We start from the raw sequence: 26588 nt of genomic DNA, 5'->3' as shown, positions 1-26588 counted from the left end.
AACCCTGTTGCTGTAGAAGCCGCTGGACGTTATAAGATTTTGGGCCTTCTTTCTATTAATTCTACGACTTAACATAGATTTAACATAAGCACGATGAAAATTTTACAACTGAGTGATATGGTTTAAAAACGGTAATATAAAATAGAATTTTATAAAAAGGAAATTTATAATAACAGAAATGTTATAGAAACAGTATATTATAGAAACAGTATGTTAAAGAAACCGAAATGATAGAGATACCGAAACAGCGGAGAAAATGAACGGGAGCAGGTGCGACGATGAAAACGATCCTGGCAGTCGATGATGAAGAACATATCCTGGAATTAATCGCATATAACCTGGAGGGCGGCGGATATGAGGTGCGAAAGGCCGAGACCGGGGAAGAGGCGCTGGAAGTGCTGAACAGGGAAAAAATAGATCTGGTATTGCTGGATCTGATGCTGCCGGGAATCGACGGAATCGAAGTGCTGAAGCAGATTCGAAGTGATCCGGTGAAGCGGAAGATGCCGGTTATTATGCTGACGGCCAAGAGCGATGAGATCAGCAAAGTAGTCGGCCTGGAGCTGGGGGCGGACGACTATCTGGGAAAGCCCTTTGGTGTCCATGAGCTGCTGGCCAGAATAAAGGCGGTCTTAAGAAGAAGCGGCGGAGAGCTGGACAGGTCCTCTCAGGAGGAAGAAGTGCTGGTGGTGGATCATATCGTGATCAATAAGAGCAGCCGTGTGGTTTCCGTTGACGGGAAGCCCGTGGAGCTGTCGCTGAAAGAGTTTGAGCTTTTGTATCTGCTGGTCAGAAACCGGGGACGGGTACTTTCAAGAGATATGCTTCTCGAAAAAATATGGGGATATGACTATCTGGGTGAGACCCGGACGGTGGATGTCCATATCAGGAATCTGAGAAAGAAGATTGAAAAGGATGATAATCATCCGCAATATATCATAACCGTGCGGGGCGTCGGATATAAATTCGCCCGGGAGAGCGTATGAGACGAAAAATATTTATCACATATCTGATACTGATCGTTGTAACCCTGACCGCTGCTGTCGGGGTATTTTGGTTTAAGGGATATCATTTTATCGATGACCAGAGCGCTGTGCAGTACGAGAGCCAGGCCCGAATGCTGGCGGAGATCTTTTCGGTCCAGGAAGAATATGATCATATGGACTATCAGGAATTCGTGGACACCTATGGCAGGGAATACGGGGTCCGGATCACGCTGATTCAGCAGGACGGCACTGTGGCTGCAGACTCAGAGGCGCTGGGGAGCCTGGGTAATCATGATAACCGGGAAGAGGTGCAGGAGGCGCTGCAAGGGGTGACCGCCAGTGCCAGGCGTTATTCTGAAACTATGCAGATACAGACTTTCTACACCGCCGTACCCGTCACCACGCCGGGATTCCAGGGAGTATTGCGGGTATCCGTGCCTATGGCAGAACTGAACAGCCTGACGGCGGAACTGCTTCAGACCGTGCTGGCCGCGCTGGTATTTATCTGTATCGTGGCCCTGCTCATGGCGGACTGCTTCAGCCGGTATCTGATCCGGCCCCTGGATGAGGTGACAAAAGCGGCGGAAGAGATCGCCGACGGCAATTACGGAGGGAAAATCCATACCCGCCAGAATGGGGAGATCGGCCGCCTGGCCTATACGTTCAATGAGATGTCCCAGACACTTCGGATACACGTGGACCGTCTGGAACGCCGGAACCGGGAACTGGAGGCCATGCTCTGCAGTATGGACAGTGCGGTGGCCGCCATCGATGACCTCAATACAATCCTGTTCTATAACGACGGTCTGGTGAAGCTTACCGGGAGCGGTACACGGAACCTGACAGGACAGGCCCTTTACAGCGTGATCCGGAATTCGCTGATATTTGATGTGGTGGACGGAGTGCGCAAAAGAGGGGACAGCTTTGTACAGGAGGGAAGGATCAGCAACGGGCAGGAACGCTATATCCGTGTGATGGGAACGCCGCTGCACGAGCTGGAGAATAAGAACCTGGGCGTTTTGCTGATTCTTGAGGATATCACAGAGATCAAAAAGCTGGAAAATATGCGCAGCGATTTTGTCTCCAATGTGACCCATGAGCTGAAAACGCCGCTGACCTCCATCCGGGGATTTGTGGATACGCTGAAAAACGGAGCTATTCATAACGAAAAGATCGCCATGAAATTTCTGGATATTATCGACATCGAATCGGAGCGTCTCTATCATCTGATTCAGGATATCCTGCTGCTCTCTGAGATTGAATCAAAAAATGACTATCAAATCGAATTCTGTGAGGTCAATCAAGTGATCGGAGAAGTAGTCGAACTGCTGGAACCTAAGTGTAGTGAGCATACCCAGCTGATTTTCCATCCACAGGCCTATGTAAAGCCTTACCCCTGCAACCGGAACAGGATCAAACAGCTGCTGATCAATCTGGTGGACAACGCGATCAAAAATACTGAGGTGGGTCAGGTTCAGATCTCTGGTTACAGCAGTGACCATGAACTGCATCTGGAGGTTTCCGATACCGGTATCGGCATCAGGGAAGAGGCACTCCCCAGGATTTTTGAACGCTTTTACCGTGTGGATAAAGGCCGTTCCCGCAAACAGGGCGGAACCGGCCTTGGACTCTCGATCGTAAAACATATCGTGGAGATGTATAACGGAAATATTCAGGTCACCAGTAAGCCCAACGAAGGGACGATATTTACCGTGACACTTCCTTATTGACAGACATCGGCACCAAAGACCGGATGGGGGAAGGGCAGATGGAACCGGCTTAAATACCGGATGCCTCGCGGATCTCACGGATCACCTCCTCCGGGATCTGCGGTATGTCAAAATCAGCTTTCGCAATGTAGAAGCCCTGCAGATAATCCACACCACATTCTATGAGGGTTAGAAGCTCTGCCTTCGTCTCCACGCCCTCTGCCAAAACTTTGATGTTCCGGTCTTTGGCGTAGGAGATCAGATTCGTCAGAAGGGCATGGCGGTCATCGTCGTGATCGATATCGTGGATGATGGAGATATCCACCTTCACCAGGTCAGGGTTCACGTGGATGAGCACGGTTTCGCTGTTGAATCCTGTTCCAAAGTCATCGATGGCGATCTGCGCCCCCCATTGGCTGACGATCTTCTGCTTCGCGTGGATAATGTCGGAGCCGAACTCTTCACTCTCGGTTAACTCCATGACGATGCGCGGCAGCAGACTGTTATACTGGTTGGTGAGATAATCCAGATCGGTTGGCGTCAGCATCTGATTGCCGATGGAATTGATGAAAATGTGTTCCTCGCTGCCGATTTTTCCGATCCTTATCTGATGGGTGAAGGTTTCCAGAGCTTCAAACCATGTGAGCTGTTCCATCTGATAGAGCTTGGACTGGGATTTTGCCAGCCGGAATAAGGTCTCCAGGTTTGCCAGCTGCTCGATCAGCGGGCGCATCAGCATTTCATACCCGTACACCTCTCCGGTGACTGCGGATATGATCGGCTGGAAGGCATAACGCACCAGCCGGTTCTCCAGGAAACGGTTTAAGTCATCCTGTCCCCAGATCAGAATGGATTTTTCCTTGTAGGATTCCGCTTCGAATTCATAGATCATGCCTTTGACCGTATGCTTGATGTGATACATGGCGAAGTCGGACAGACGGAGCAGTTCCGAATAATTGTCGGAGTCCTCGGGATACCACGCCATTCCGCCGGATGCCCGGACCCTTAAGGTGACGCCGTCCGGCATATCGATGTAGGTCTCAGACAGAACGGACCAGGCTTCATCGATGTAGGCCTTGACCTCTTCCTTTGTCTCATAGCCATAGAGAAAGACGTTAAACTCGTCGCCGGAACGCCGGCCGATTAAAGCGTTTTTATATTTGAGGAAACAGGTCAGGTGGTCGGCAAAGGTTTTAATGTAGCGGTCGCCGGAATCATGGCCGTAGGAGTCGTTGACAAACTTTAAGTTATCCAGATCAAACATGATAAGAGCAGCCACTTTAAGCTCATCTTTGTGATCCCGGAACAGTGTTTCTATGCGCCCGTCCAGGGCACGGCGGTTATAGATATTAGTCAGGATGTCATAGTCGCGCTCATAGGCCAGCTGCTGCTGTGCCTTGATATTCCGGGTGACATCCATGAAGGCTCCTAAGAATAGCTCCCCTTCTGTTTTGTAGAACAGACGTACATAGACATCGTCCGAATCCTGTTTCTGCAGATGATAAATATCCTTATCGGCATCATAAGGATTGGCAAGGGTGAGTTCCATTCGTCTGCGGAATTCAGACAGAAGGATATAAGTATCATTTACAGGCACATCCTCCCAGCCCAGTACCAGAAACAGCGTGCGGCTGCAGAATACCAGCTCTTCTTTTTCATAATACTCATATACGCCCACGGGCAGATTTGCCATGTTGATAATCTTGGAAGTCCGGGCAGCGGCTTCCGCCGCACGGCTGCTCAGATCCTCTATAACCGTGGTGAGCGTATCGATCTCGTTTAACTTCACACGGTTTAGACGTATGGGTTTCGTGGGATCGCTCTGCCGCAGATCCTCGATCAGATTGGTGATCGGTGAGGTGGTAGCTTTGGCAGCGATAAAGATCATCACCATACCGATGACAAATGCCAGAAGCAGGGCAGCCAGGAAAAGCCCCTGAATCCGGTAGGAGAAGGACAGCAGATTACTGTCATCCAGGATACCGATCAGAACCCACTGGTTTTTGACAAACGGCGTGTTTACATCATAGAGCTTTAGGGGCTGTGCAGAGGCATAAATGGTCAGATCCGTCTTGGATTTCGCATCAAGTTTTACTATATTGTTATAATCATAGGGTATGGTTGTTATGGCCCCCGGAGTGCTGAAATATGCCTGATAGACAGGACCGCTGGACACCACAGGCTCATATGTAAGGCCGTCATCACGGGTGATTCCCAGTAGATAAGCGCCGGCTTTGCCTGAGGCCAGTTCGTCGTATTTTAACTGGCTGGCCAGATAATCCAGGGTAATATCCACACCCAGAATCGCCAGTACCTCACCCTGTTCGGAGAGCAGAGGAATGGAATAGGTGATAATTTGTCTGTCCATTTCCGACATGTGAAACGCGCTGCTCCAGAAGGCAAAATACCGGCTGTCCCGGTTTTCGGCAGGAACATCCTCTGCCGCCTCCAGGGGGGCATAGAAGAAACGGGCATTATCAGCTGCTGGGTCTGCGAAGGTGAAGGAGGAACTCCAGAAGCTGTCCATAGGGATATTCATGGACTGGGCGATGGCCGGGAGGCCTCTTTCCAGCAGCAGGTCGGCATTGGAGTCCGAATAGGTGGCCGGATCATAGTCCCGGACATAGAAACCGGGATAGGAGGTGAGATCCCCGTCCTCCGCGGGAGCGTTCAGAATCAGAAACGCTCCGGTTACCGAATTACTGCGGAGCATACTGATGATGTGCGTGGCTGATTGGGCCAGGATGGTCTGACACAGTTCGGAATCCTGCAGGACTGCCTCTTCCATGATGCTGTTCTGCTGCGCTTCGCTGCGGATGATCTTGCCCACTTCGCCTGCGCAGGCCTCGGTCTTGGACCAGCGCTGTATCATCTCGTTTTCCAGATATACTTTTCGTCCGGAAGTCTTTTCATTTAAAATATCAAATGCGTTGGCCCTGGTTTCTCCCAGGATATTTCCTCCCAGAAAAACCACAAAATAAATTCCCAATTGAATCAACAGCACGGCCACTAACAGGAGGATCAACTGACTGAAAATCGTATGACCCTGTTTTTTGTGGGTGTTTTGCTTCATTCAGGCATCCCCCTTTGCTGTTGAATTAAGGTGTGCATTACTTGCTGATCGCCTGGTTGAGAGCCGTTTCAAAGGTATTAAGCCAGTTTTCGAAATTCTCATCCGTATTATACCGGGCCACTGCGTCCGCGCGGGAGGTACCCTGGCTCATCAGATTCTGTATCTGTTCCAAGTCCGCGTTGGCCTGGTCCATCATGGAATACTCTACGATATTGCGGGCGTCAAAGCCATTCTTGAACGCCTTGCTGGTATAGAAGGTGTAATTCTGTGTCATGGATACCCCAATGTCCAGGCTGGACCGGACGATATCGGAGACCGGCTGTTCGCTGTCCGCGATAGCCTGATCGATGGCAGACTGGCTATTACCTTCATAGGTGACGGGGAGGTAACCGGAACTCATGGCAAACCGGACATTCTGTTCCGGAGCGGTAAACCATTTTAAGAAGGTGACGGCTGCTTTTTCCCTTGTCTCGTCGGATTTGGTCACTACCATACCGGCTCCCTGCTGGACCGCCATAGCGTTATCGGTTCCTTCAAAATTAGGCAATGGATATACGCTGCCTTCGATCGGATAGGAAGTGCCGTCCGAGGATGTCACTTCGGTAGGGAAATAGGTGGCGCCGCTGGAAGCGCATACCATAGCCACCAGATCTCCGGTTTTCATATCGTCGCTGCGGAAACGTCCGTAAGCGCCGTAATAGCCATTAATATAAGGAACATAAAAGTTGTCCCACAATTTCCGCATCACTTTTTCATTGACCTGAAGGTTCACTTTACCGCCGGAAACCTGGAACAATTCAGTCCCCAGCTGTTTACTGCCTATGATGATATAATTGGCGAACGCGTCACGGCCAAAGAATACTTTCCCGTCATCCGGCACATCCGGGGTCTGCGCATCCGTCCATTTATAATACTCTTCCGCAGCTTTGGCAATACCTTCCCAGGTACTCAGTAAAGTAGTGTCGATTCCGGTCGCACTGCTGAACTCCTGCCATGCGGTATTATTTAACATGAGTAATTCTGTTGATTTGGCCACCGGGAAGATTTTGAGATCCCCATCGTCGCTGAACCGGCCTTCTTCCAGATAGGAAGCGACATATTTGTCCATCTCTTCCTGTGATAAATAGGAAGAAAGGTCAGCCGCCATATCCATCTGATCAATCTCATAGGCCGTATCGGCATAAGCCGCAAATACATCGGGCACCTCATCTGCGCCGATCTCCCCATGGATCGCTTTTAATACTTTATCCGTCAATTCGGAGATGGTTCCCTGATTCTGGGAATCCACCACGATTTTCTGCTCCGCGCCGACCGTTTCATTAAATTCCTGTACCAGTTCATCAAAAATCTGCTGTTGAGCTCCATTATAATAGTGCCAGACGATCACGCTGGTAGGAGTTTCTGATTTGGAGCTACTGCCACATGAGGTTAAACCCAATGCCACGACCAGACCCGACAGTAGAACAGCCGTTATTTTACGTATTTTCATAGTGAATCCCCTTATCCTGTTTTTAGATGTTAGTTCTATTATAGCAGGTGCGAATATTTTTTCAATTCATTTTAAAAGGAGGGTATAAAAAGAAGAAATCCAGATACTTTCCTGGAAAATAGAAATCAGCCTGACCGGTTGGCTCCGGTCAGGCTGATGAATGAAAGGAAACGGGAATTATTTTACTTCAATTTTCCGGGGTTCGGGTACGACCGTTTCCAGTTTGGGCAGCTTCAGCTCCAGAACACCATTGATATAGGAAGCGTCAATATCGGAGGTGTTAATATTCGAAACATCGAAGCTTCTGGAGAAGGAGCCGTATCTGCGCTCACGTCTTACATAGTTGTCGTTTTTCGTTTCGTTTTCTTCCTTGTGTTCCGCATGGATCGTCAGCGTATTGTCGTTTAAGTCGATGTGAATATCTTCTTTGGCGAAGCCAGGAAGATCCGCCTTCATTGTATAGTGATCTCCGTCATCGATAATATCCGTCCGGAACTGGGAAAGATTCTGGTCCATATCTCCGAAGAAATTCTTCTCCAGATTGTCCAGATAGTTGAATAAATTATCTTCTCTGCGGCTAAAAGGCATTAAGTTTAACATATGAATTCCTCCTTTTATAATGTTGTAAACTTCTTGCTAAAGAGTTTACATAACTGTTTTTTCTTTACGATTATATAGTAGCTCTGAATTGTGTATAAATTGTGTAGTAAATGTGATAAAAGTGTGAAATTTAGCACTCAACGAGCGAGAGTGCTAACAAAACCGATTTTACACAAAATTTACATAAGGAAAATACGGACTTAATAGGAAACGATTAAATTTAGATACCGTAGAGAAGAAAAATAAAACAAATCAGACAAACAATATCTTGAGGAGGATATGTGTAATGAAAAAGACAATTGCGGCTTTATTGACAGGAATCATGATGATAGGATTAACAGCCTGCGGTTCTGAACCCGCAGCAAACGATGCCGGACAGACAGCGCCCACACCGGACACGGCAGCAGAAGCTCCGGCGGTTACCGCAGAGACCACACCGGCGGACACGGACGCCACACAGTCGGGGGCAGCCACGGATGAACTGTCCGGGACGATCACCATGTCAGGTTCCACATCTATGGAAAAATTTGCAAACGCTCTGGCGGAGGCTTTTAATAAAGCGCATCCCAATGTAACCATCACCCCCGAGTTCACAGGCTCTTCCGCCGGTATCGAGGCAGCCCTGGCCGGCACCGTGGACATCGGTAATTCCTCCAGGAATCTGAAGGAGGAAGAAAAAACGGCAGGAGCGGTAGAGAACATCGTAGCCATCGACGGAATCGCTGTAGTTGTGGATCCGGCGAATACGGCCACCGGCTTGACCAAGCAGCAGTTAAGTGATGTATACACCGGAGCCATCAAGAACTGGAAAGACGTGGGCGGTGCTGACCAGCCGATCGTAGTAGTGGGCAGAGAAGCAGGGTCAGGTACCAGAGGCGCTTTCGAAGAAATTCTGGACATTGAAGAAAAATGTGCGTACTCCAACGAGCTGGACAGCACAGGCGCGGTAGTGGCCAAAGTGGCTTCCACCCCCGGCGCAATCGGATATATTTCCCTGGATGTACTGGACGACAAGGTAAAAGCAGTGGCACTGGACGGGGTAGAACCTACAGTGGAGACGATCAAAGACGGCAGCTATTTCCTGAGCAGACCTTTCGTAATGGCTACCAAGGGTGCGGTCGCAGACCAGAGCCCGCTGGTACAGTCCCTGTTCGAATATCTGAAATCAGAGGAAGGAAAAGCTTTAGTTGAATCTGTTGGACTGATTTCCGTCGACTAAGTTCGAGAAATCAATGCCGCAGGAAATGCGACTCTGGAGGAACGCGCAGAGCGCATACCTGAATTGAGTCGCAGTAAATGCGACTCTGGAGGAAAAGATGACAGAACAAAAAACGGGTAGCTTCTCCATTGTCGGAAGCTATAAAACAAAAAAAACGATAGAAAAGATTGCACAGGTGGTATTTACCATCTGCGCATTCTTCGCCGTACTGGCTGTTTTTTCCATTACGCTATATATGATTATGAACGGGACACCGGCTCTGCATAAGATCGGACTCACCGATATCCTGTTCGGCTCCGAGTGGGCCCCTACCGCGTCAGATCCCAAGTTTGGGATTCTTTCCATCATTCTGACCTCGATTCTGGGAACGGCTATGGCGATCCTGCTGGGAGTTCCCATCGGTGTGATGACAGCGGTTTTCCTGGCGGAAGTAGCGCCGAAGAGACTGGCGGCGATCGTAAAGCCTGCGGTTGAACTGCTGGCCGGTATTCCTTCCGTGATCTATGGACTGCTGGGTATACTGATTCTGAATCCTCTGATGTATAAATGGGAACTGGCTCTGTTCAAGGGCTCTGAGACCCACCAGTTTACCGGAGGAGCGAATCTGCTATCAGCAGTGCTGGTTCTGGCGATCATGATTCTGCCCACGGTGATTAATATCAGTGAATCCGCTCTGCGATCCGTCCCGGACCACTTAAAGGCGGCTTCCCTCGCCATGGGAGCGTCCAGGATTCAGACTATCTTCAAAGTGATTCTCCCCACGGCAAAATCGGGCATTATCACGGCAATCGTACTGGGTGTCGGCAGGGCGATCGGGGAAGCCATGGCGATCACACTGGTATCCGGCAGTTCGGTGAACTTCCCTCTGCCCTTTAACTCCGTACGTTTTCTGACCACGGCAATCGTGGCGGAGATGGGCTATGCCGCCGGAGAGCACCGGCAAGTACTGTTTACCATCGGTCTGGTACTGTTTGCATTTATCATGCTGATCAATATCGCTCTGACCAGAATATTAAAGAAGGGAGCGTGTGAACGTGAGTAACAGTATCTGCAGAAAACGTGTACGAGTGTCAGACTACATTCTAACGGGAATTATCTACATGTGTGCTTCCGTGTCCATCCTTCTGCTGGTCGGAATCGTGGGATATGTATTTGTAAAAGGAATCGGCCAGATCAACTGGAATTTCCTGACCACGGTTCAGAGTCCCACCAAGGGGACCTTCGGTATCGCGGGGAATATTGTAAACACGCTGTATATTATTATCATCACACTGCTGATCGCTACCCCGATCGGAGTGGGCTCTGCGGTTTACTTGAATGAATATGCAAAACCCGGCCGGATCGTAAGACTGATCGAATTCACGACGGAAACCTTATCCGGCATTCCTTCAATTATATTCGGGCTATTCGGCATGGTGTTTTTCGGCACTACCCTGAAATTAGGCTACTCCATTCTGACCGGGGCCCTGACACTGACCATTATGGTATTACCGCTGATCACCAGAAATACCCAGGAAGCGTTAAAGACCGTACCGGAATCCTACCGGAGCGGCTCCCTGGGAATCGGCGCCACAAAATGGTATATGATTCGTACCATACTCCTTCCCTCATCCATGCCCGGGATCGTAACCGGTATTATTTTGGCGATCGGAAGAATCGTAGGCGAGTCCGCCGCTTTATTGTTTACAGCAGGGAGTAGTTTTCTGCTGCCCAAAGCCGGAGAGTGGCTGGAAAAAATCACAGAATCCGGCGGAACGCTGACGATCCAGCTGTATCTGTGCATGAACAATGCGCAGTATGGGGAAGCTTTCGGGATCGCGCTGGTACTTCTCATCATCGTACTGGGCATCAATATTCTGACAAAATACCTGTCAAAACGTTTCGATGTTAACAGCCGGAAATAAAAGCCGCAGCGAGTGCGGCGCTGGAGGAAATGGTTACACCATACCTGAATATAGCCGCAGCGAGTGCGGCACCTGGAGGAAAGTATGAAGAACGCGAAAATCAGTATTCGTAAATTAAATTTATATTATGGGCAGAATCATGCTCTGAAAGATATAGATATGGACATCAGGTCCAATGCCATCACTGCGTTTATCGGTCCCAGCGGATGCGGGAAATCCACATTTCTGAAAACCCTGAACCGTATGAACGATCTGGTGGACGGCGTAAAGATAGAGGGAGAGGTCCTTCTGGACGGTGAAAATATCTATGACAGCAAAGTCGACACCACGCTGCTGAGGAAAAAGGTAGGAATGGTATTCCAGCAGCCGAATCCATTTCCTATGAGTATCTATGACAATATCGCATACGGCCCCAGGATTCATGGAATCAAATCCAAGGCGGACCTGGACGAAATAGTGGAAAGAAGCCTGCGGGGCGCAGCTATATTTGATGAAGTCAAAGACCGGCTGAAAAAGTCAGCGTTAGGACTCTCAGGAGGCCAGCAGCAGCGTCTGTGCATAGCCAGAGCCCTGGCTGTAGAGCCGGAGGTCCTGCTGATGGATGAGCCCACCTCCGCCCTGGATCCCATATCCACATTAAAGATCGAAGATCTGATGGTAGAATTAAAGGAAAAATACACGGTAGCGGTAGTAACCCACAATATGCAGCAGGCCAGCCGTGTCTCTGACATGACGGCATTTTTCCTGTTGGGAGATGTCATCGAATACGGCGAGACCCTGCAGATCTTCAACAATCCCAGGGAAAAGGAAACAGAAAACTATATTACCGGACGTTTCGGTTGATAGGAGAGAACAGACATGACCACAAGAGTAGTATATTTGGAAGAATTAAAAGATTTAAATAATGACGTCATCAGAATGGGGACATTTCTGGAAAACTCCATTGACGATATGGTAACCGCTCTGCAAAACATGGACAAAGATCTGGCCCGGGAAATTATCGAGAAAGATGATTTTGCCGATGATCTGGAACGAAGCATCGAGCAGCAGTGTATCCACATCGTGGCAAAACAGCAGCCGGTCGCCACAGACCTGCGCAGAATCACTTCCTTTATGCGCATCATATCCGACCTGGAGCGGATCGCGGACCACTGCAGTGATATCTCCGAATATATCTTAAGTATCGCCGACGGTCCTGAGATTCCCATGCCCGACCATATCGAAGAGATGATCAGGGAAATGAAATACATGGTAAAACAGACCATCGACAGCTTCGTCGAAGAAGACGAACAAAAAGCGGTTGAAGTAGTGAAACACGATGATGTCGTGGATGATTATTTTGAAAAAATCAAGGATGAACTCTGTACGGCGATGAAGCATAATCCCAGTCAGATCCGGCAGTATGCGGACTATCTGATGATCATCAAATACGTAGAGCGTATGGCCGACCACGCTACGAATGTGGCTCAATGGATCGGGTTTATTGTTACGGGAGATTTGGTGCTGTGACAGTTAAGGACGGCTTCAAGTCATTTGAACCCACGAAAGGTGCCTCCCGGTTTCAAAAGGCCCCGCCGCTTCCCTCCCTTGGTATAAATAGAATTAACCTGGTGTAGTTGATTACAGGACAGAGAGTATTGAAAGATAAAAACCTTGAATATAAGCCCGAGTAATGCTATATTATAGATAAGAGGAATAACCGCCCACAAGTTGGGTTGGCCTGTTATTGAGATAGAAATTCCACCCCGCTACTGGTCAAAGTTTAGGGGTGGTTTTTCTATGTTTAGCTATCGACATATCATGTAAATAAATGTCAGTAATGCCAATATAAACATCCCAAAGGCTATAAGGTCCTTAAAACTGAAATGCTTCATAGACATCACCTCCATTCTATGTAGAATGAAGGCCAACACCACCCTGCAACACGGTTATTCCTTATGTTAAAATATATCATAATTCACATTATCTGTCATCGTCAATAATAGCTGAATGAACCCCCAAAAATATACCCATAAATTTATATACAATCAGCCTTCACCAAAGCAGGTGTGGAATGGGCGGGTCTGCGGCGTGGGCTCCTTTGGAGGCTTTGGGGGCCGGCTCTCATCCTGGCGGGCGGGAGGCCTTGCGTTCGTTCCGGCACATAAGGCGCCCGTGTGAAATCTTAATGGAATGCGGCCGGGCTGTTATGGGCGACAGACTGCGTTCCCTGCAGTCTGTCGGTGGCTTCTGAACCGTGAATGCATCAGGCATTCGCGGTGAATAAGCCACGAACCCATAACAGCCCGGCCGGATTCCATTTAGATTTCCCCGGGTAACAGCCTTAAGTGCCGGAACGAACGCAAGGCCTCCCGCCCGCCAGGATGAGAGCCGGCCCCCAAAGCCTCCAAAGGAGCCCACGCCGCAGACCCGCCCATTCCACACCGGGCCCAACAAGAAAAATGTCGATTGGCGAACATAGTCGAGTATGTTATAATCTGAAATAGAAAGTGAGGTGCCTTATGGAGTTTACGCATTTACACGTCCATACGGAGTATAGTCTGCTGGACGGTTCGAATAAGATAAAAGAATACGTGGCCCGGGTGAAGGAGCTGGGAATGGACAGCGCGGCGATCACAGACCATGGGGCGATGTATGGAGTGATCGATTTTTACCGGGCGGCAAGAGAAGCCGGGATTAAGCCGATTCTGGGATGTGAGGTCTATGTGGCCCCGAATTCAAGATTCGATAAGGAGACCACCGGCGGGGATGACCGGTATTATCATCTCGTCCTGCTGGCTGAGAATAATCAGGGCTACAGCAACCTGATGAAGATCGTTTCCAAGGGGTATGTGGAAGGGTTTTATTACAGGCCCCGGGTGGACATGGAGGTGCTGCGGGAATACCACGAAGGAATTATCGCGCTGAGCGCGTGCCTGGCCGGTGAGGTGCAGCGGTATATTCAAAAAGGTCTGTACGAGGAAGCGAAAAAGACCGCATTAAAATACGAAGATGCTTTTGGAAAAGGGAATTTCTTCCTGGAACTTCAGGATCATGGAATTCCGGCCCAGAAGACAGTGAATCAGCAGCTGGTCCGAATGAGCCAGGAACTGGGGATCGAACTGGTCGCTACAAATGATGTGCATTATACATACGCGGAGGATGAAAAGCCCCACGATATTTTATTGTGCATCCAGACCGCGAAGAAGCTGGCGGATGAGGATAGAATGCGCTATGAGGGCGGACAGTATTATGTCAAGTCTGCGGAAGAGATGGAGGCGCTGTTCCCTTATGCCAAACAGGCGCTTGAGAATACCCATAAGATCGCAATGCGCTGTAACGTAGAGATCGAGTTCGGCGTTACGAAGCTGCCGAAGTATGATGTGCCGGAAGGATATACCTCCTGGGAGTACCTGAATAAACTGTGCTTCGACGGCTTTGCCGGAAGATATCCCGACGACGACGGGACCCTGAAAAAGAGACTGGAATATGAGCTGGATACCATCAAAACCATGGGATATGTGGATTATTTCCTGATCGTATGGGACTTCATTAATTATGCGAAGAGGAATGACATTATGGTGGGGCCGGGGCGTGGGAGCGCGGCCGGCAGTATCGTATCCTATTGCCTGGAGATTACGAATATTGATCCGATCCGCTATAATCTTTTGTTCGAACGGTTCCTGAATCCGGAACGGGTATCCATGCCGGATATTGATATCGACTTCTGTTTCGAACGAAGACAGGAGGTCATAGATTATGTGACCAGGAAATACGGGAAGGACCGGGTGGTGCAGATCGTTACCTTCGGTACCATGGCGGCCCGGGGTGTGATCCGGGATGTGGGCCGGGTCATGGACCTGCCTTATGCCCTGTGCGATACCATCGCGAAAGCGATCCCCATGGAACTGGGAATTACGATAGATAAGGCGCTGAAGATGAATCCGGAGCTCCGCAAGATGTATCAGGAGGATGATCAGGTGCACAGCCTGATTGATATGTCCAAGAGGCTTGAGGGTCTGCCGCGCCATACTTCCATGCATGCGGCCGGTGTGGTGATCAGCCAGAAATCAGTGGATGAATATGTACCGCTGTCCCGTGCGGCTGACGGTTCGATTACCACACAGTTTACCATGACGACGTTAGAGGAGCTGGGGCTTCTGAAGATGGATTTCCTCGGCCTGCGGACCCTGACGGTGATCCAGAACGCGGTGAAAATGGTAGAAAAAGGCCATCTTCTTAAGCTGGATATGGAAAAAATAGATTACAATGATCCCGATGTGCTGGCCTCCCTGGGGACAGGAAAAACAGACGGGGTGTTCCAGTTGGAAAGCGGCGGGATGAAGAGCTTTATGAAGGAACTTAAGCCCAGGAGCCTGGAGGACATTATCGCAGGTATTTCCCTGTACCGTCCGGGCCCTATGGATTTTATCCCACTCTATATTAAAGGAAAGAATTCGCCGGAGAGTATCACCTATGACTGTCCGGAGCTGGAATCCATTCTGGAACCCACCTATGGCTGCATCGTCTACCAGGAGCAGGTGATGCAGATCGTGCAGAAGCTGGCAGGCTATACGCTGGGCCGAAGCGACCTGGTTCGCCGGGCCATGTCCAAGAAAAAAGTAGCGGTCATGGAGAAGGAACGCAAGAACTTTGTCTACGGAAATGAGGAAGAAGGGGTACCCGGCTGTGTTAACCGGGGGATCGAAGAGAAAACGGCCAATAAAATATTTGACGACATGATTGATTTTGCCAAATACGCGTTTAACAAGTCCCACGCGGCCGCGTATGCGGTGGTGGCCTATCAGACCGCTTATCTGAAATATTATTATCCGGTGGAGTTCATGGCTGCCCTGATGACGTCCGTCATAGATAATCCGGGCAAGGTGTCGGAGTATATCCTGACCTGCCGCCAGATGAATATTCAGATTCTGCCGCCTGACGTGAATGAGGGCGAGACTCATTTCTCCGTTTCAAACGGTAAGATCCGGTACGCGCTGTCCGCAATCAAAAACGTGGGCCGGCCCATTATTGACGCGCTGGTGGAGGAGCGGGAACGAAATGGAACCTTCGCCAACCTGAAGGATTTTCTGACCAGAATGGCCGAAAAGGACATGAACAAAAGAGTGATCGAAAATCTGATAAAGGCAGGCGCGCTGGACAGCCTGGGCGGTACCAGGAAGCAGTTTATGATGATCTATGTGCAGGTGCTGGACAGTGTCAATCAGGAACGGAAATATTCCATGACCGGCCAGATGTCCCTGTTTGATCTGGTGGAGGAGGAGGACAAACAGGCGTTTGAGATTCAGCTTCCGGATGTGGGGGAATATTCCAAGGAAATGAAGCTGGGATTTGAGAAGGAAGTGCTGGGCGTGTATATTAGCGGCCATCCTTTGGAAGAATATGAAGAGAAGTGGAGAAAGAATATTACCCAGGTTACTACGGACTTCCTGCCCGATGAGGATTCCGGCGCGGCCAAGGTGCGGGACGGCGCGAAAGCGATTATCGGGGGCATGATCACCGGTAAAACGGTGAAGCCTACCAGGACCAATACTATGATGGCTTTTATTCAGATCGAGGATCTGGTGGGTACTGTGGAGGTTATTATCTTTCCCAGGGATTATGAAAAATATAGCTCAATACTCATAGAGGACAGCAAAGTTTTCGTATTAGGACGTATTTCTGCGGAGGAAGAAAAAGCAAGTAAGCTGATCTGCGAGAAGATTATCCCGTTTGACACCATTCCCAGAGAGCTCTGGGTGAAATTTCCCGACCTGGACGCCTTCCGAGTCGGGGAACAGGATCTGTATGATACACTGCGGGATTCCGACGGACAGGACCGGGTGGTGGTCTATATAGAGAATCCCAAAGCGGTAAAACGGCTGCCTCCGGCCAGGAATATCAGAATTAATCCGGAGCTCCTAAGCAGTTTAACTACAAAATATGGAGAAAATAACATTAAAGTTGTTGAAATGAGTATTGAAAATAAAAAAGAAATCCTTTAGAATGGAAAGGAAATGTGAACAAATTAACGAAAGATAGTTCGAAATATATGGGAGGAATTCAGCATGGCAAAAGAGTTATCCTCCGGGTCCGCAATGCCCGGTATCGAAGGCAATAAGGAAATCAATACAATCGGTGTCCTGACCAGCGGCGGCGACGCCCCCGGAATGAATGCGGCGATCCGTGCGGTTGTCAGAAGGGCAATTGATCAGGGAAAGACAGTCAAGGGCATTTTAAAAGGATATAATGGTCTGTTAAACGAAGAAATTATCGATATGGATAAAAGAAAAGTATCCGACATTATCCAAAAGGGCGGCACGATTCTCTACACCGCGCGCTGTGCTGAGTTCCGTACTCTGGAAGGGCAGCAGAAGGGAGCGGAAGTATGCCGCAAACACGGTATCGAGGGCCTGATCGTTATCGGTGGAGACGGTTCCTTCCAGGGCGCGCAGAAGCTGTCCGCACTGGGGATTAACACGATCGGTGTGCCCGGAACCATTGATCTGGACATCGCCTGCACAGAATATACCATCGGATTCGACACGGCGGTGAATACCGCTATGGAAGCCATCGACAAAGTACGGGATACTTCCACGTCCCACGAGCGGTGCAGTATTATCGAGGTAATGGGCCGTAATGCCGGTTATATCGCGCTATGGTGCGGAATCGCCAATGGCGCGGAAGACATCCTGCTTCCTGAGAAATATGATTATGATGAACAAAAACTGATTAATAATATTATCCGGAACCGGAAACGTGGCAAAAAGCACCATATCGTTATCAACGCCGAGGGAATCGGACATTCCGAGAGTATGGCGAAACGGATCGAAGCGGCCACCGGGGTAGAGACGAGAGCTACCATCTTAGGCCACATGCAGCGGGGCGGCAGTCCGACCTGTAAAGACAGAATGTACGCGTCCATCATGGGAGCCTACGCCGTGGATCTTCTGTGCGCCGGTAAGACCAACCGTGTCGTCGGCTACAAAAACGGCGATTATGTTGATTTTGACATCGACGAAGCACTGGCTATGAAAAAAGATATCCCTGCATACCAATATGAAATCAGTAAGGCGCTGTCAAGATAATGATAACAAGTACGCATAACCAACAAGTCAAACATGTCATGCAACTAAATAAAAAACCCCGGCTTCGGAAGGAAGAAGGGGTTTTTGTCGTAGAAGGTTTTAAGATGCTAAAGGAGGCCCCGAAGGACCGGGTCGTGAAGGCCTATGTAAGTGAATCTGCACTTGCGGAGCCAACCTGTCAGGAAATGCTTGAGGATCTTTCCTTTGAAGCGGTGGAAGATCATGTATTTACGCAGATGTCTGATACTCAGACACCTCAAGGGGTTCTCGCCATCATCAGACGGCAGGAGCCTGATCCGGACCAGCTGCTGGATCAGCCGGACCCATTTCTCCTGCTGATCGAAAACCTTCAGGATCCGGGTAACTTAGGGACTATGATCAGAACTGCGGAGGGAGCCGGTGTCACCGGTATCCTGATCAGCCGTGAAAGTGTGGATCTGTATAACCCCAAGACGATCCGCTCCACCATGGGTTCTATTTACCGGGTCCCTGTCCATATCGCTGACAGCCTAACCGGTCTTATTCCCCTGCTGCATCAGCGGGGGATCAGGACGTACGCTGCGCATCTGCGCGGTACCGAATCCTACACGGACGCCGACTATCGGAAAGGAACTGCATTCCTGATCGGAAATGAAGGGAACGGACTTACAGAAGAACTGGCCGATGCAGCGGATCAGTACATCCGGATTCCCATGGAGGGACAGGTAGAATCCTTGAATGCCGCCATGGCTGCGGGAATATTGATGTATGAAGTGAAGAGGCAGAGAACAGGCTCTAAATGAAGGAGATTCTGAATTGGAAAATACTGCAAAGGTGTTACTATATATAATGCCCGCCGCTCTGTGCGCTGATCTCATAATACCCTTCCTGCTGGGGCCATTTTATAAAGGTTACAGTCAGCTATATCAGGTTATGAGTGTATTAGGTAATCATAATTTTTTCTTACATAGATTATATAATACGTGGCTTGTACTTTTAGGTCTGATCATAATGGCCGGCAGTGTGCAGTTATACAAGCTTATCGTCTTTGTTTCCATGCCTGTGGCGATTGCGCTGATGACCATCCTCCTTCTATACGCAGTTGGGGGCTGCATACTTTCCGGGCTGTTTTCCGTCGGCCAAGACAAATCCCTTGAAAGTATCCCGGCAAAAATCCACGGTATAGGGGCAGCAGTTGGATTTATGATCTTAACATTAGCTGGCCTTACGGTTTCTGTCTATTTTTACAAAATAAATGCGTTGCCCTGGATGGCGGCAGGCGTTATCAGTTTTCTTTGCTCAGTAATGTTTTTTGTTTTATTTATAATGGCAGATAAACCAGCCTATGCGAATTCCATCATCTCTCTGGAAGGTTTATGGCAGCGTTTAAGTCTGGTGTTCATGTATGTGCCTATTATACTGCTTTGTTTCTATATTTTATGATCAAATAGAGAGGGTTCATAACTTAGATTAAATAATCAATTGATTGAAACAAAGCATAAAAATGTTATTTAAATAAGTGTTTCTTCCTATTATAAAAAGTCCTTAAAAAAATCGGAATTGGTTGCAGAATAATAGAAAACAAATATTATGTTAACTAGAACCTGGGCTTGTGCAATTCTGCGTTGATCTGCCATAAGAATGTAGTTTATATCCTAAAATTCCAGAAATTTTTACAGAAACATGAAATTCGTATAAATAAAAATAGCTATAACATGTAAAGTATTATAAAATAAAATAACAGAGGTTAAAATATTTACTGGCCCTTTTACTAAGCGTACAGATAGATGTCTCGATGGCAGCCAGTAAGGCGTATAATCATTTAAATGAATATGGGAGGAGAAAAAATGGCAACTGGTTTCTTGTTAATAGCACTGATCGTTTTTATAATTGTAGCACTTGGCTGTGCTGGGATAGCGATATATTTTACTAGAAAGAAAAAATAAGGCGGTAAGATTGGACCAACAGAAAATAGGATCAGAAATAATAATGTATTTACCAAATGAATATTTCAGATTTACCAAATTATGTAAACAAATAAAAAGACCCAAATTTGGGGTCTTTTTATTTATCAAACGAGTTCTTAAAAAAGTTAAATCAGATTCTTAAAAAAGATAAATCGGGTTCTTAAAAAAGATAAATCGGGTTTAGCACCAAAAATCTAAATCATTTGTTTTAGAATCTGGATTTTTCGTAATTATAAGGGATACTGGTACCCACTACCACGTCCTCTATTTTATCGAGAATCAGCCAGTCATCCATATTTCCCTGGTGGTCAAATTCCATTACCGGTATCGCCTGGACATCTTCAAAAGCAACCAGACATAGACACTTTTTATGCCAACGGGTCTTTTGCTTTTCAGATAAATTCAGCATGGGCTGAAACTCATCCAGTATCCTGGAAATTTCCTCATCAGACAATTTTACAAAATTTTTCACATCCTTAACTACTGCTCTGGCAGAAATCTGTTTTGTCCCCTTCTCCATAAAATAAAGCGTTTCCCCGGCAAATACTCTGCTGTGAGGGATTTTTCTTCCTGCCGCTCCCCGGACTACCATTGTTTTCGTACCAGACATAATCTTATCAAGAACTTTTTCCCCCTTTGCCCCGGCATTATCACAATAAACTAAATGAACCATTTTTATCCTCCTATACTCACACAACCTTACATTTCCAAAAGGAACAGCTCATTCCTTTTTTTATTATCTGGGATATCCTTATCGTACCACCAATTAATCGAAATTTCCTCTCATTTTCTGCACAATACAGATAGTTTTAAAATAATTACTTAAAGACCATACTTCCCTAAAATCTTAAAAATCATCCATCTGTTTAACAGAAATGCGGAGATTGAAATTGAAGGGCGGAATCTATTGCAGTACTTGCTATACAGAAATTGCCATCAATGCCTGTAATTTCAATTTCTGGAATCTGATTTTTCCTCAAAATTCCTTGCAGCTCTGGATTAGAAAAAGCACTGGCTGTTTCTTTGCACTGGAAAAAGAATCCGCTGATAATTTATTATTTTTTATACACCGCATGGAAGCGGGATCAATACGGCCGCCAAGTGTTCAACTATAAAAAAATAATTATCGCCCATTCTTTCATATTTCGCCAAAATCCCTCCAAAACCCTTAAAAATCTCATATCCAAAATTACACAAGCCTCCCCAAAAACCACCTCTCTATCCCCATTTTTTCAGTCTCAAACATACCCCCCAACCACCGGTCAGATACCAAAAAAGCCCAGGTTATCCCCACCCGTCCTGTATCCGTTCTCTGGATCAGCCGGAATCTCTTTTTGACAGCTCCTAAATTTACAGCTCATTTTTTGTAGATAATCACCCCTTGACAAATAAATTTAACTTTGCTATTATAAGTCCGTAATAAATTTAATAAAATTGTAACAATTGTAATAAAAACGCAATTGTTCAGGAGGACACAATGAAAGCGAAATGGACGAAAACCCTGGCTTGTGTGATGGTTTGCACATCCTGCCTTGTGGTTCCATCTATGGAAGCGCTGGCATCCGGGGGATTGGCTGGAATCCAGAGAGATCTGGTTTCGGTCAGCACATCAGATATTACGCCGAAAACTGTGGTTCTACCGACTGCAACACCAGAAATCAATCCAACCGCATCACCGCAGACTGATCAAGGTGATAAAGTAATGGCCCAGGCAGGGGTGGCCGCCGATCTTGCGCAAAGCACACCGGCTCCCCAGGACGCTCAGGTTCCGGCAACGACAGGAACGGGTGATCCGGCAGATGAGGCCGTGACAGGAGCTGTGGATGCGCCGGCCGAAGGGCAGGCAGAGACATCCGAGTGGTCCGCCCGCCTGATGGCGAAAGTGGACGAGTCGCTGAATATCCGCGCAGAGGCCAGTGAAGAATCAGAGCTGGTCGGAAAATTATTTAAAGGCGGAGCGGCTGACATCCTGGAGCGGGGAGATGAATGGACGAAGATTTCGTCCGGGTCGGTGGAAGGCTATGTAAAGAATGATTATGTAGCATTTGACGATGAGGCAAAAGCCTTAGCGGAAGAAGAAGCAGTTACAACGGCGACGGTCAATACCGAAACACTGAAAGTTCGTTCCGAGGCCAGCACGGAAGCATCCGTACTTGGACTTGCGGCAAACGGAGAGCAGTATACAGTTACCGAGCAGAATGATGAGTGGGTAACCGTAGAATTCGGATCGGAGCAGACCGGTTATGTAGCGAAAGAATATGTTACCGTAGAAGTACAGCTCGGTGAAGCGAAATCCGTAGAGGAGATCGCGGAAGAGCAAAGGGCTGCGGAAGCAGAAAAAGCAAAACAGAACGGTAAAGAGGTAACGCAGAAGGAAGCCGTATCCGCAAATGCGGATGAAGCGACCATACTGGCCGCCATCATCCAGATGGAAGCAGGTAATGAAAGTTACGAAGGCAAGCTCGGTGTGGCCAGCGTAGTTATGAACCGTGTACGAAGCGGCAGATATCCGGGTTCCATCAGCGGAGTGGTATACCAGAGCGGACAGTTCCCTCCGGCACACAGTGACCGGATGCAGAGCATCATCGCCAACGGACCCAGCGGTTCCTGTATGGAAGCTGCTCAGGCGGCCATCGGCGGAGCCGATAATGTAGGAGGAGCGACCCAGTTCCGTCCCGCAAGTTCCGGAGCAGACGGAACAGTGATCGGAAATCATGTTTTTTGGTAATCGCTTCGAAATATAAATTGTAAAATTGGAAACCCTATATAAACCAACACTGGTTTATGTAGGGTTCTTTTTATTTCATAGAATGCGGAGAGTTTCGCAACCGAAACTCATTTATATCATTGGCCTCCCCGTTTTTGTAATAGCAGACGGTTTATGTAAAGTCTTTTTTAAAAATATTGTAATTCAAAACAAATTATAGTAAGATAAGGGGAAAGGAGCGATGGACATGGACGCAATCATTTGGCTGGCTTTATTTGTGGTACTTTTGATCATTGAGATCATTACGCTGGGGCTTACTACGATATGGTTTGCAGGCGGTGCGCTGGTAGCTTTTATCGCAGCGGCGCTGGGAGCGAATCTGGGTATACAGCTGGCCCTGTTTTTTATGGTATCACTATTTTTACTGTTTGTCACAAGACCGATCGCGGTACGGTATTTTAACAAGGATCGGGAGAAAACGAATGTGGATAGTCTGATCGGCGGGAAAGGCGTTGTGCTGGAGACGATCGATAATATACACGGATTAGGGGCTGTCTCCCTGAAAGGGAAGGTATGGACGGCCAGAACTACGGATAACGCGGTTATGATAGAGAAAGATGAGATCGTAACAGTGAAAGCTATTGAGGGTGTGAAGCTCATAGTAGAAAAAACAGAAAAGAAAACGGAGGAATCAACATGCCAGGAACAGGAGTAGGAGTAGGGATTTTAATTGTAGCCATTGTTATAATATTGCTGATTGTTTTGGCGTCCTGTGTAAAGATTGTGCCGCAGGCTCAGGCCAGGGTTTTAGAGCGTCTGGGAGCTTATCAGGGTACCTGGGGCGTCGGTATTCACTTTAAAGTACCGTTTATTGACCGCATTGCCAAAAAGGTGACATTGAAAGAACAGGTGGTGGATTTCGCACCGCAGCCGGTTATCACGAAGGATAATGTTACCATGAGAATTGATACGGTCGTATTTTTCCAGATTACGGACCCGAAGCTTTTTGCTTATGGTGTGGAGAATCCGATCATGGCGATCGAGAATCTGACCGCTACGACCCTCCGTAATATCATTGGTGATCTGGAACTGGATCAGACTCTGACTTCCAGAGAGATCATTAACGCTAAGATGAGACAGTCCCTGGATGAAGCCACAGATCCGTGGGGTATTAAAGTAAACCGTGTGGAACTGAAGAACATCATTCCTCCGGATGCGATCCGGGATGCCATGGAAAAACAGATGAAGGCAGAACGTGAACGCCGGGAGTCTATTCTTCGCGCGGAAGGTGAGAAGAAGTCTGCGATCCTGGTAGCGGAAGGCCAGAAGGAATCTGTAATTCTGCAGGCGGAGGCGGAGAAACAGTCCGCGATCCTGCGCGCGGAAGCGAAGAAGGAAGCGACCATCCGGGAAGCGGAAGGTCAGGCTACCGCCATCCAGAAGGTACAGCAGGCCAATGCCGATGGTATCCGCTTTATCAAGGAAGCCGGTGCGGATCAGGCAGTTCTCCAGATCAAGAGCCTGGAAGCATTTGCAAAGGCTGCAGATGGGAAAGCCACAAAGATTATCATTCCGTCCGAGATTCAGGGAATTGCAGGTCTGGTAAAATCGATTACCGAGGTTGCCGGTGACAAAATACCGGAATAAAAACGTAAGCTAAAGGGGTGTTCCGAAATTTGCAGCCGCATATTTTGGGACGCCCCTGTTTTAGATTTTGCAGAAAATATGTATCGCTGCGTGCAAAGGAGGCGGCATCATGGAACCGGTGATAGATCTGACGAAAGAGTATGGGCTGGTGCTGGAGGGCGGAGGCGCCAGAGGGGCTTACCAGGTGGGGGCCTGGCGGGCGCTTAAAGAGGCCGGGGTGAAGATCAATGCGGTGGCGGGCACTTCGGTGGGCGCGCTGAACGGGGCCCTGATCTGCATGGGGGATATCGATAAAGCGGAGCATCTGTGGAGGGAAGTCTCTTATTCCCAGGTTATGGATGTGGATGATGTCCTGATGTCGCAGATATTCATGGGCACCGCAGATCCCATAGAGACGATGAAGGAAATGATGCGTTTGCTGAAGGACGGCGGAGCCGATATCACACCTCTTCGCAATCTGATCGAAGAAAATGTGGATGAGGAATATATTCGGAAAAGTCCTGTGGCGTTTTATCTGCTTACCTTTTCCATCTCCGAGTTAAAGGAGCTGGATCTGGGGATCGGGGATATTCCGCAGGGGATGCTGAATGACCTGCTGATCGCCAGCGCCTATCTGCCGGTGTTCAAGACGGAGCGGCTCCATGGAAAGGTATACATGGACGGGGGGATGTTCAACAATGTACCGCTGCCGTCCCTGATCAACCGGGATTATAAGGATATCATCATGATCCGGATCTTCGGGCCGGGCAGGGAGAAGAAGGTAAAGATCCCGGAGGATGCTACGATCTACAGCATTGAGCCCCGGGTACATCTGGGGAACATTCTGGATTTTGACCACCGAAAGAGCGTCCGGAATATGAAAATCGGGTATTATGACGCGAAACGGCTGCTCTACGGCCTGAAAGGAATGATTTACTATATTGATCAAACGCAGGAAGAGTGTTATTATTTAAAGCAATTGGTGGATTTGAGGCCGGAGACGCTGCGTTTCGTATCGGAGGCTTATAAATTGGATAAAGACCCGGCAATGCTTTACAGGAACCTGTTTGAAGTGATTCTGCCGGTGATCGCATCGGAGTTAAAGCTTGAGAAATGCTGGACCTATGACGAGCTCTATCTCACGATGATGGAGGCGACAGCCAAGCTGTTCCGGGTTCAAAAATATAAGATTTATACCGATACAAAGCTTTTGGAGCTGATCCGGAGCAGAGCCGGAAAATTAGACACGCTAGAAGAAATTCCGGTATTCGTCTATCTGATACTGAACATACCGGGGGAAGAATAGGAAGGAGAACACAATCATGGATTTAAAAGGAAGAAATTTTTTGACGCTGAAAGATTTTACGCCGGAGGAGATTCAATATCTGATCGACCTTGCAGCTGATTTGAAAGCGAAGAAAAAACAGGGAGAGACAGGAGAAAGCCTGAAAGGTAAAAATATAGCGCTGCTGTTTGAAAAACCGTCAACCAGAACCAGATGCGCGTTTACCGTGGCCTGCGTGGATGAAGGAGCCCACCCGGAATATCTGGGTAAGGATGATATCCAGCTGGGACACAAGGAAAGCGTGGAAGATACGGCTCGGGTTCTGGGACGTATGTTTGACGGCATAGAATTCCGCGGATTTAAACACGAAACTGTGGAGAAACTGGCACAGTTCAGCGGTGTACCGGTATGGAACGGTCTGACCGACACCTATCACCCGACCCAGATCCTGGCCGACTGCCTGACCATGCAGGAGCATTTCGGCTATCTGAAAGGCCTGAACTTCGCATATCTCGGAGACGGAAGAAATAATATGGCCAACAGCCTGATGATCGGCTGCGGTAAACTGGGAATCAATTGCAAGATCGTGGCTCCGAAGAGCCTGTGGCCGTCGGATGATCTGGTACAGTTATGCCAGGACTATGCCAAAGCGGCGGGAAGCACAGTGGAAGTCACCGACCAGGTGGACGCCGTACAGGGGGCTGATGTGCTGTACACGGACGTATGGTGCTCCATGGGAGAAGAAGAGAAGGCGGCTGAGAGAGTCGGCCTGCTGAAACCCTATCAGATCAATAAGGCTATGATGGAAAAGACCGGAAAAGAGACCACGATCTTCATGCACTGCCTGCCGGCAGTAAAAGGCAATGAAGTGACGGAAGAGGTGTTCGAATCCCCTGCGTCTGTGGTATTCGATGAGGCGGAGAACCGGATGCATACCATAAAGGCAGTTATGGTGGCTACTCTGGGAGAGAGATAAA

21 protein-coding genes are annotated in these 26588 nt (G+C 48.3%); 16 read left to right on the top strand and 5 right to left on the bottom strand.

Translation table 11 applies throughout. The features are described from left to right. The first annotated feature begins 278 nt into the window (after nt 1-278). Entirely contained in the window at nt 279-986 is a 708-nt protein-coding gene (locus ABC831_RS00900; protein ID WP_343246413.1) for a response regulator transcription factor, read from the top strand. Then, nucleotides 983-2716: a HAMP domain-containing sensor histidine kinase gene (locus tag ABC831_RS00895; protein WP_343246412.1), complete on the top strand. Its 1734-nt coding sequence runs from the start codon at nt 983-985 to the stop codon at nt 2714-2716. Before ABC831_RS00900 ends, ABC831_RS00895 begins: the two co-directional genes overlap by 4 nt. 49 nt (nt 2717-2765) lie before the next feature. Here ABC831_RS00895 and ABC831_RS00890 read toward each other — a convergent pair whose 3' ends face one another. From ABC831_RS00890 to ABC831_RS00880, 3 genes are all read right to left on the bottom strand, one after another. Further along, on the bottom strand, nt 2766-5768 hold the full coding sequence (locus ABC831_RS00890) for an EAL domain-containing protein (RefSeq protein ID WP_343246411.1): 3003 nt from the start codon (nt 5766-5768) through the stop codon (nt 2766-2768). A gap of 37 nt (nt 5769-5805) precedes the next feature. Then, nucleotides 5806-7257 (bottom strand): extracellular solute-binding protein, encoded by a 1452-nt coding sequence (locus tag ABC831_RS00885; RefSeq protein ID WP_343246410.1) that lies wholly within the window; start codon nt 7255-7257, stop codon nt 5806-5808. 177 nt (nt 7258-7434) lie between these two features. After that, the gene (locus tag ABC831_RS00880) at nt 7435-7857 is read right to left on the bottom strand and encodes an Hsp20/alpha crystallin family protein (RefSeq protein WP_343246409.1); all 423 of its coding nucleotides are present in this window, start codon (nt 7855-7857) and stop codon (nt 7435-7437) included. A gap of 286 nt (nt 7858-8143) precedes the next feature. Between ABC831_RS00880 and ABC831_RS00875 the strand changes: the two genes are divergently transcribed. From ABC831_RS00875 to ABC831_RS00835, 9 genes are all read left to right on the top strand, one after another. Continuing rightward, the gene (locus ABC831_RS00875) at nt 8144-9076 is read left to right on the top strand and encodes a phosphate ABC transporter substrate-binding protein (RefSeq protein ID WP_343246408.1); all 933 of its coding nucleotides are present in this window, start codon (nt 8144-8146) and stop codon (nt 9074-9076) included. A gap of 97 nt (nt 9077-9173) precedes the next feature. Beyond that, entirely contained in the window at nt 9174-10118 is a 945-nt protein-coding gene (gene pstC / locus ABC831_RS00870) for a phosphate ABC transporter permease subunit PstC (RefSeq protein WP_343246407.1), read from the top strand. Continuing rightward, nucleotides 10105-10980, top strand: a complete 876-nt coding sequence (gene pstA, locus ABC831_RS00865) for a phosphate ABC transporter permease PstA (protein WP_343246406.1) — start codon at nt 10105-10107, stop codon at nt 10978-10980. The genes pstC and pstA overlap by 14 nt, the downstream gene beginning before the upstream one ends. An 84-nt stretch (nt 10981-11064) precedes the next feature. Further along, nucleotides 11065-11823: a phosphate ABC transporter ATP-binding protein PstB gene (gene pstB / locus ABC831_RS00860; RefSeq protein WP_343246405.1), complete on the top strand. Its 759-nt coding sequence runs from the start codon at nt 11065-11067 to the stop codon at nt 11821-11823. A 15-nt stretch (nt 11824-11838) separates the two neighbouring features. Further along, entirely contained in the window at nt 11839-12489 is a 651-nt protein-coding gene (phoU, locus tag ABC831_RS00855) for a phosphate signaling complex protein PhoU (protein ID WP_158350890.1), read from the top strand. 992 nt (nt 12490-13481) lie between these two features. After that, nucleotides 13482-16964, top strand: coding sequence for a DNA polymerase III subunit alpha (locus ABC831_RS00850; RefSeq protein WP_343246404.1), 3483 nt, complete (start codon nt 13482-13484; stop codon nt 16962-16964). A gap of 63 nt (nt 16965-17027) precedes the next feature. Continuing rightward, nucleotides 17028-18047: a 6-phosphofructokinase gene (gene pfkA, locus ABC831_RS00845; RefSeq protein ID WP_343246403.1), complete on the top strand. Its 1020-nt coding sequence runs from the start codon at nt 17028-17030 to the stop codon at nt 18045-18047. Beyond that, nucleotides 18047-18829 (top strand): TrmH family RNA methyltransferase, encoded by a 783-nt coding sequence (locus ABC831_RS00840; RefSeq protein ID WP_343246402.1) that lies wholly within the window; start codon nt 18047-18049, stop codon nt 18827-18829. Before pfkA ends, ABC831_RS00840 begins: the two co-directional genes overlap by 1 nt. A 13-nt stretch (nt 18830-18842) precedes the next feature. After that, a complete protein-coding gene (locus ABC831_RS00835) occupies nt 18843-19469 on the top strand; it encodes a DUF998 domain-containing protein (protein ID WP_343246401.1) in 627 nt (208 codons plus the stop codon). A gap of 732 nt (nt 19470-20201) precedes the next feature. Here ABC831_RS00835 and ABC831_RS00830 read toward each other — a convergent pair. Further along, nucleotides 20202-20666, bottom strand: a complete 465-nt coding sequence (locus ABC831_RS00830) for a hypothetical protein (protein ID WP_343246400.1) — start codon at nt 20664-20666, stop codon at nt 20202-20204. A 193-nt stretch (nt 20667-20859) separates the two neighbouring features. Next, complete coding sequence (locus ABC831_RS26455; RefSeq protein ID WP_425524554.1) at nt 20860-21042, bottom strand: isochorismatase family protein; 183 nt, start codon at nt 21040-21042, stop codon at nt 20860-20862. Between the two features lie 428 nt (nt 21043-21470). Between ABC831_RS26455 and ABC831_RS00825 the strand changes: the two genes are divergently transcribed. From ABC831_RS00825 to argF, 5 genes are all read left to right on the top strand, one after another. Beyond that, a complete protein-coding gene (locus tag ABC831_RS00825; RefSeq protein WP_343246399.1) occupies nt 21471-22721 on the top strand; it encodes an SH3 domain-containing protein in 1251 nt (416 codons plus the stop codon). A 226-nt stretch (nt 22722-22947) separates the two neighbouring features. Beyond that, complete coding sequence (locus tag ABC831_RS00820) at nt 22948-23415, top strand: NfeD family protein (RefSeq protein ID WP_343246398.1); 468 nt, start codon at nt 22948-22950, stop codon at nt 23413-23415. Continuing rightward, the gene (locus ABC831_RS00815; RefSeq protein WP_343246397.1) at nt 23397-24347 is read left to right on the top strand and encodes an SPFH domain-containing protein; all 951 of its coding nucleotides are present in this window, start codon (nt 23397-23399) and stop codon (nt 24345-24347) included. The genes ABC831_RS00820 and ABC831_RS00815 overlap by 19 nt, the downstream gene beginning before the upstream one ends. A gap of 109 nt (nt 24348-24456) precedes the next feature. After that, the gene (locus ABC831_RS00810) at nt 24457-25632 is read left to right on the top strand and encodes a patatin-like phospholipase family protein (protein ID WP_343246396.1); all 1176 of its coding nucleotides are present in this window, start codon (nt 24457-24459) and stop codon (nt 25630-25632) included. A gap of 16 nt (nt 25633-25648) precedes the next feature. Next, entirely contained in the window at nt 25649-26587 is a 939-nt protein-coding gene (gene argF / locus ABC831_RS00805; RefSeq protein WP_343246395.1) for an ornithine carbamoyltransferase, read from the top strand. Nucleotide 26588 lies beyond the last annotated feature (1 nt).

It is taken from the genome of Diplocloster hominis, assembly GCF_032380655.1.
GTDB lineage: Bacteria > Bacillota > Clostridia > Lachnospirales > Lachnospiraceae > Diplocloster > Diplocloster hominis.
The sequence above is the reverse complement of the archived record's forward strand: the minus strand, read 5'-3'. Positions and strand labels throughout refer to the sequence as shown.

Coding starts and splice junctions, on each gene's coding strand:
- ABC831_RS00850 (WP_343246404.1), top strand. CDS start 13,482: ATGGAGTTTACGCATTTACACGTCCATACGGAGTATAGTCTGCTGGAC.
- ABC831_RS00885 (WP_343246410.1), bottom strand. CDS start 7,257: ATGAAAATACGTAAAATAACGGCTGTTCTACTGTCGGGTCTGGTCGTG.
- ABC831_RS00900 (WP_343246413.1), top strand. CDS start 279: ATGAAAACGATCCTGGCAGTCGATGATGAAGAACATATCCTGGAATTA.
- pfkA (WP_343246403.1), top strand. CDS start 17,028: ATGGCAAAAGAGTTATCCTCCGGGTCCGCAATGCCCGGTATCGAAGGC.
- ABC831_RS00840 (WP_343246402.1), top strand. CDS start 18,047: ATGATAACAAGTACGCATAACCAACAAGTCAAACATGTCATGCAACTA.
- pstC (WP_343246407.1), top strand. CDS start 9,174: ATGACAGAACAAAAAACGGGTAGCTTCTCCATTGTCGGAAGCTATAAA.
- pstB (WP_343246405.1), top strand. CDS start 11,065: ATGAAGAACGCGAAAATCAGTATTCGTAAATTAAATTTATATTATGGG.
- argF (WP_343246395.1), top strand. CDS start 25,649: ATGGATTTAAAAGGAAGAAATTTTTTGACGCTGAAAGATTTTACGCCG.
- ABC831_RS00815 (WP_343246397.1), top strand. CDS start 23,397: ATGCCAGGAACAGGAGTAGGAGTAGGGATTTTAATTGTAGCCATTGTT.
- ABC831_RS00820 (WP_343246398.1), top strand. CDS start 22,948: ATGGACGCAATCATTTGGCTGGCTTTATTTGTGGTACTTTTGATCATT.
- ABC831_RS00890 (WP_343246411.1), bottom strand. CDS start 5,768: ATGAAGCAAAACACCCACAAAAAACAGGGTCATACGATTTTCAGTCAG.
- ABC831_RS00830 (WP_343246400.1), bottom strand. CDS start 20,666: ATGGTTCATTTAGTTTATTGTGATAATGCCGGGGCAAAGGGGGAAAAA.
- ABC831_RS00825 (WP_343246399.1), top strand. CDS start 21,471: ATGAAAGCGAAATGGACGAAAACCCTGGCTTGTGTGATGGTTTGCACA.
- ABC831_RS00880 (WP_343246409.1), bottom strand. CDS start 7,857: ATGTTAAACTTAATGCCTTTTAGCCGCAGAGAAGATAATTTATTCAAC.
- ABC831_RS00895 (WP_343246412.1), top strand. CDS start 983: ATGAGACGAAAAATATTTATCACATATCTGATACTGATCGTTGTAACC.
- ABC831_RS00810 (WP_343246396.1), top strand. CDS start 24,457: ATGGAACCGGTGATAGATCTGACGAAAGAGTATGGGCTGGTGCTGGAG.
- ABC831_RS00875 (WP_343246408.1), top strand. CDS start 8,144: ATGAAAAAGACAATTGCGGCTTTATTGACAGGAATCATGATGATAGGA.
- phoU (WP_158350890.1), top strand. CDS start 11,839: ATGACCACAAGAGTAGTATATTTGGAAGAATTAAAAGATTTAAATAAT.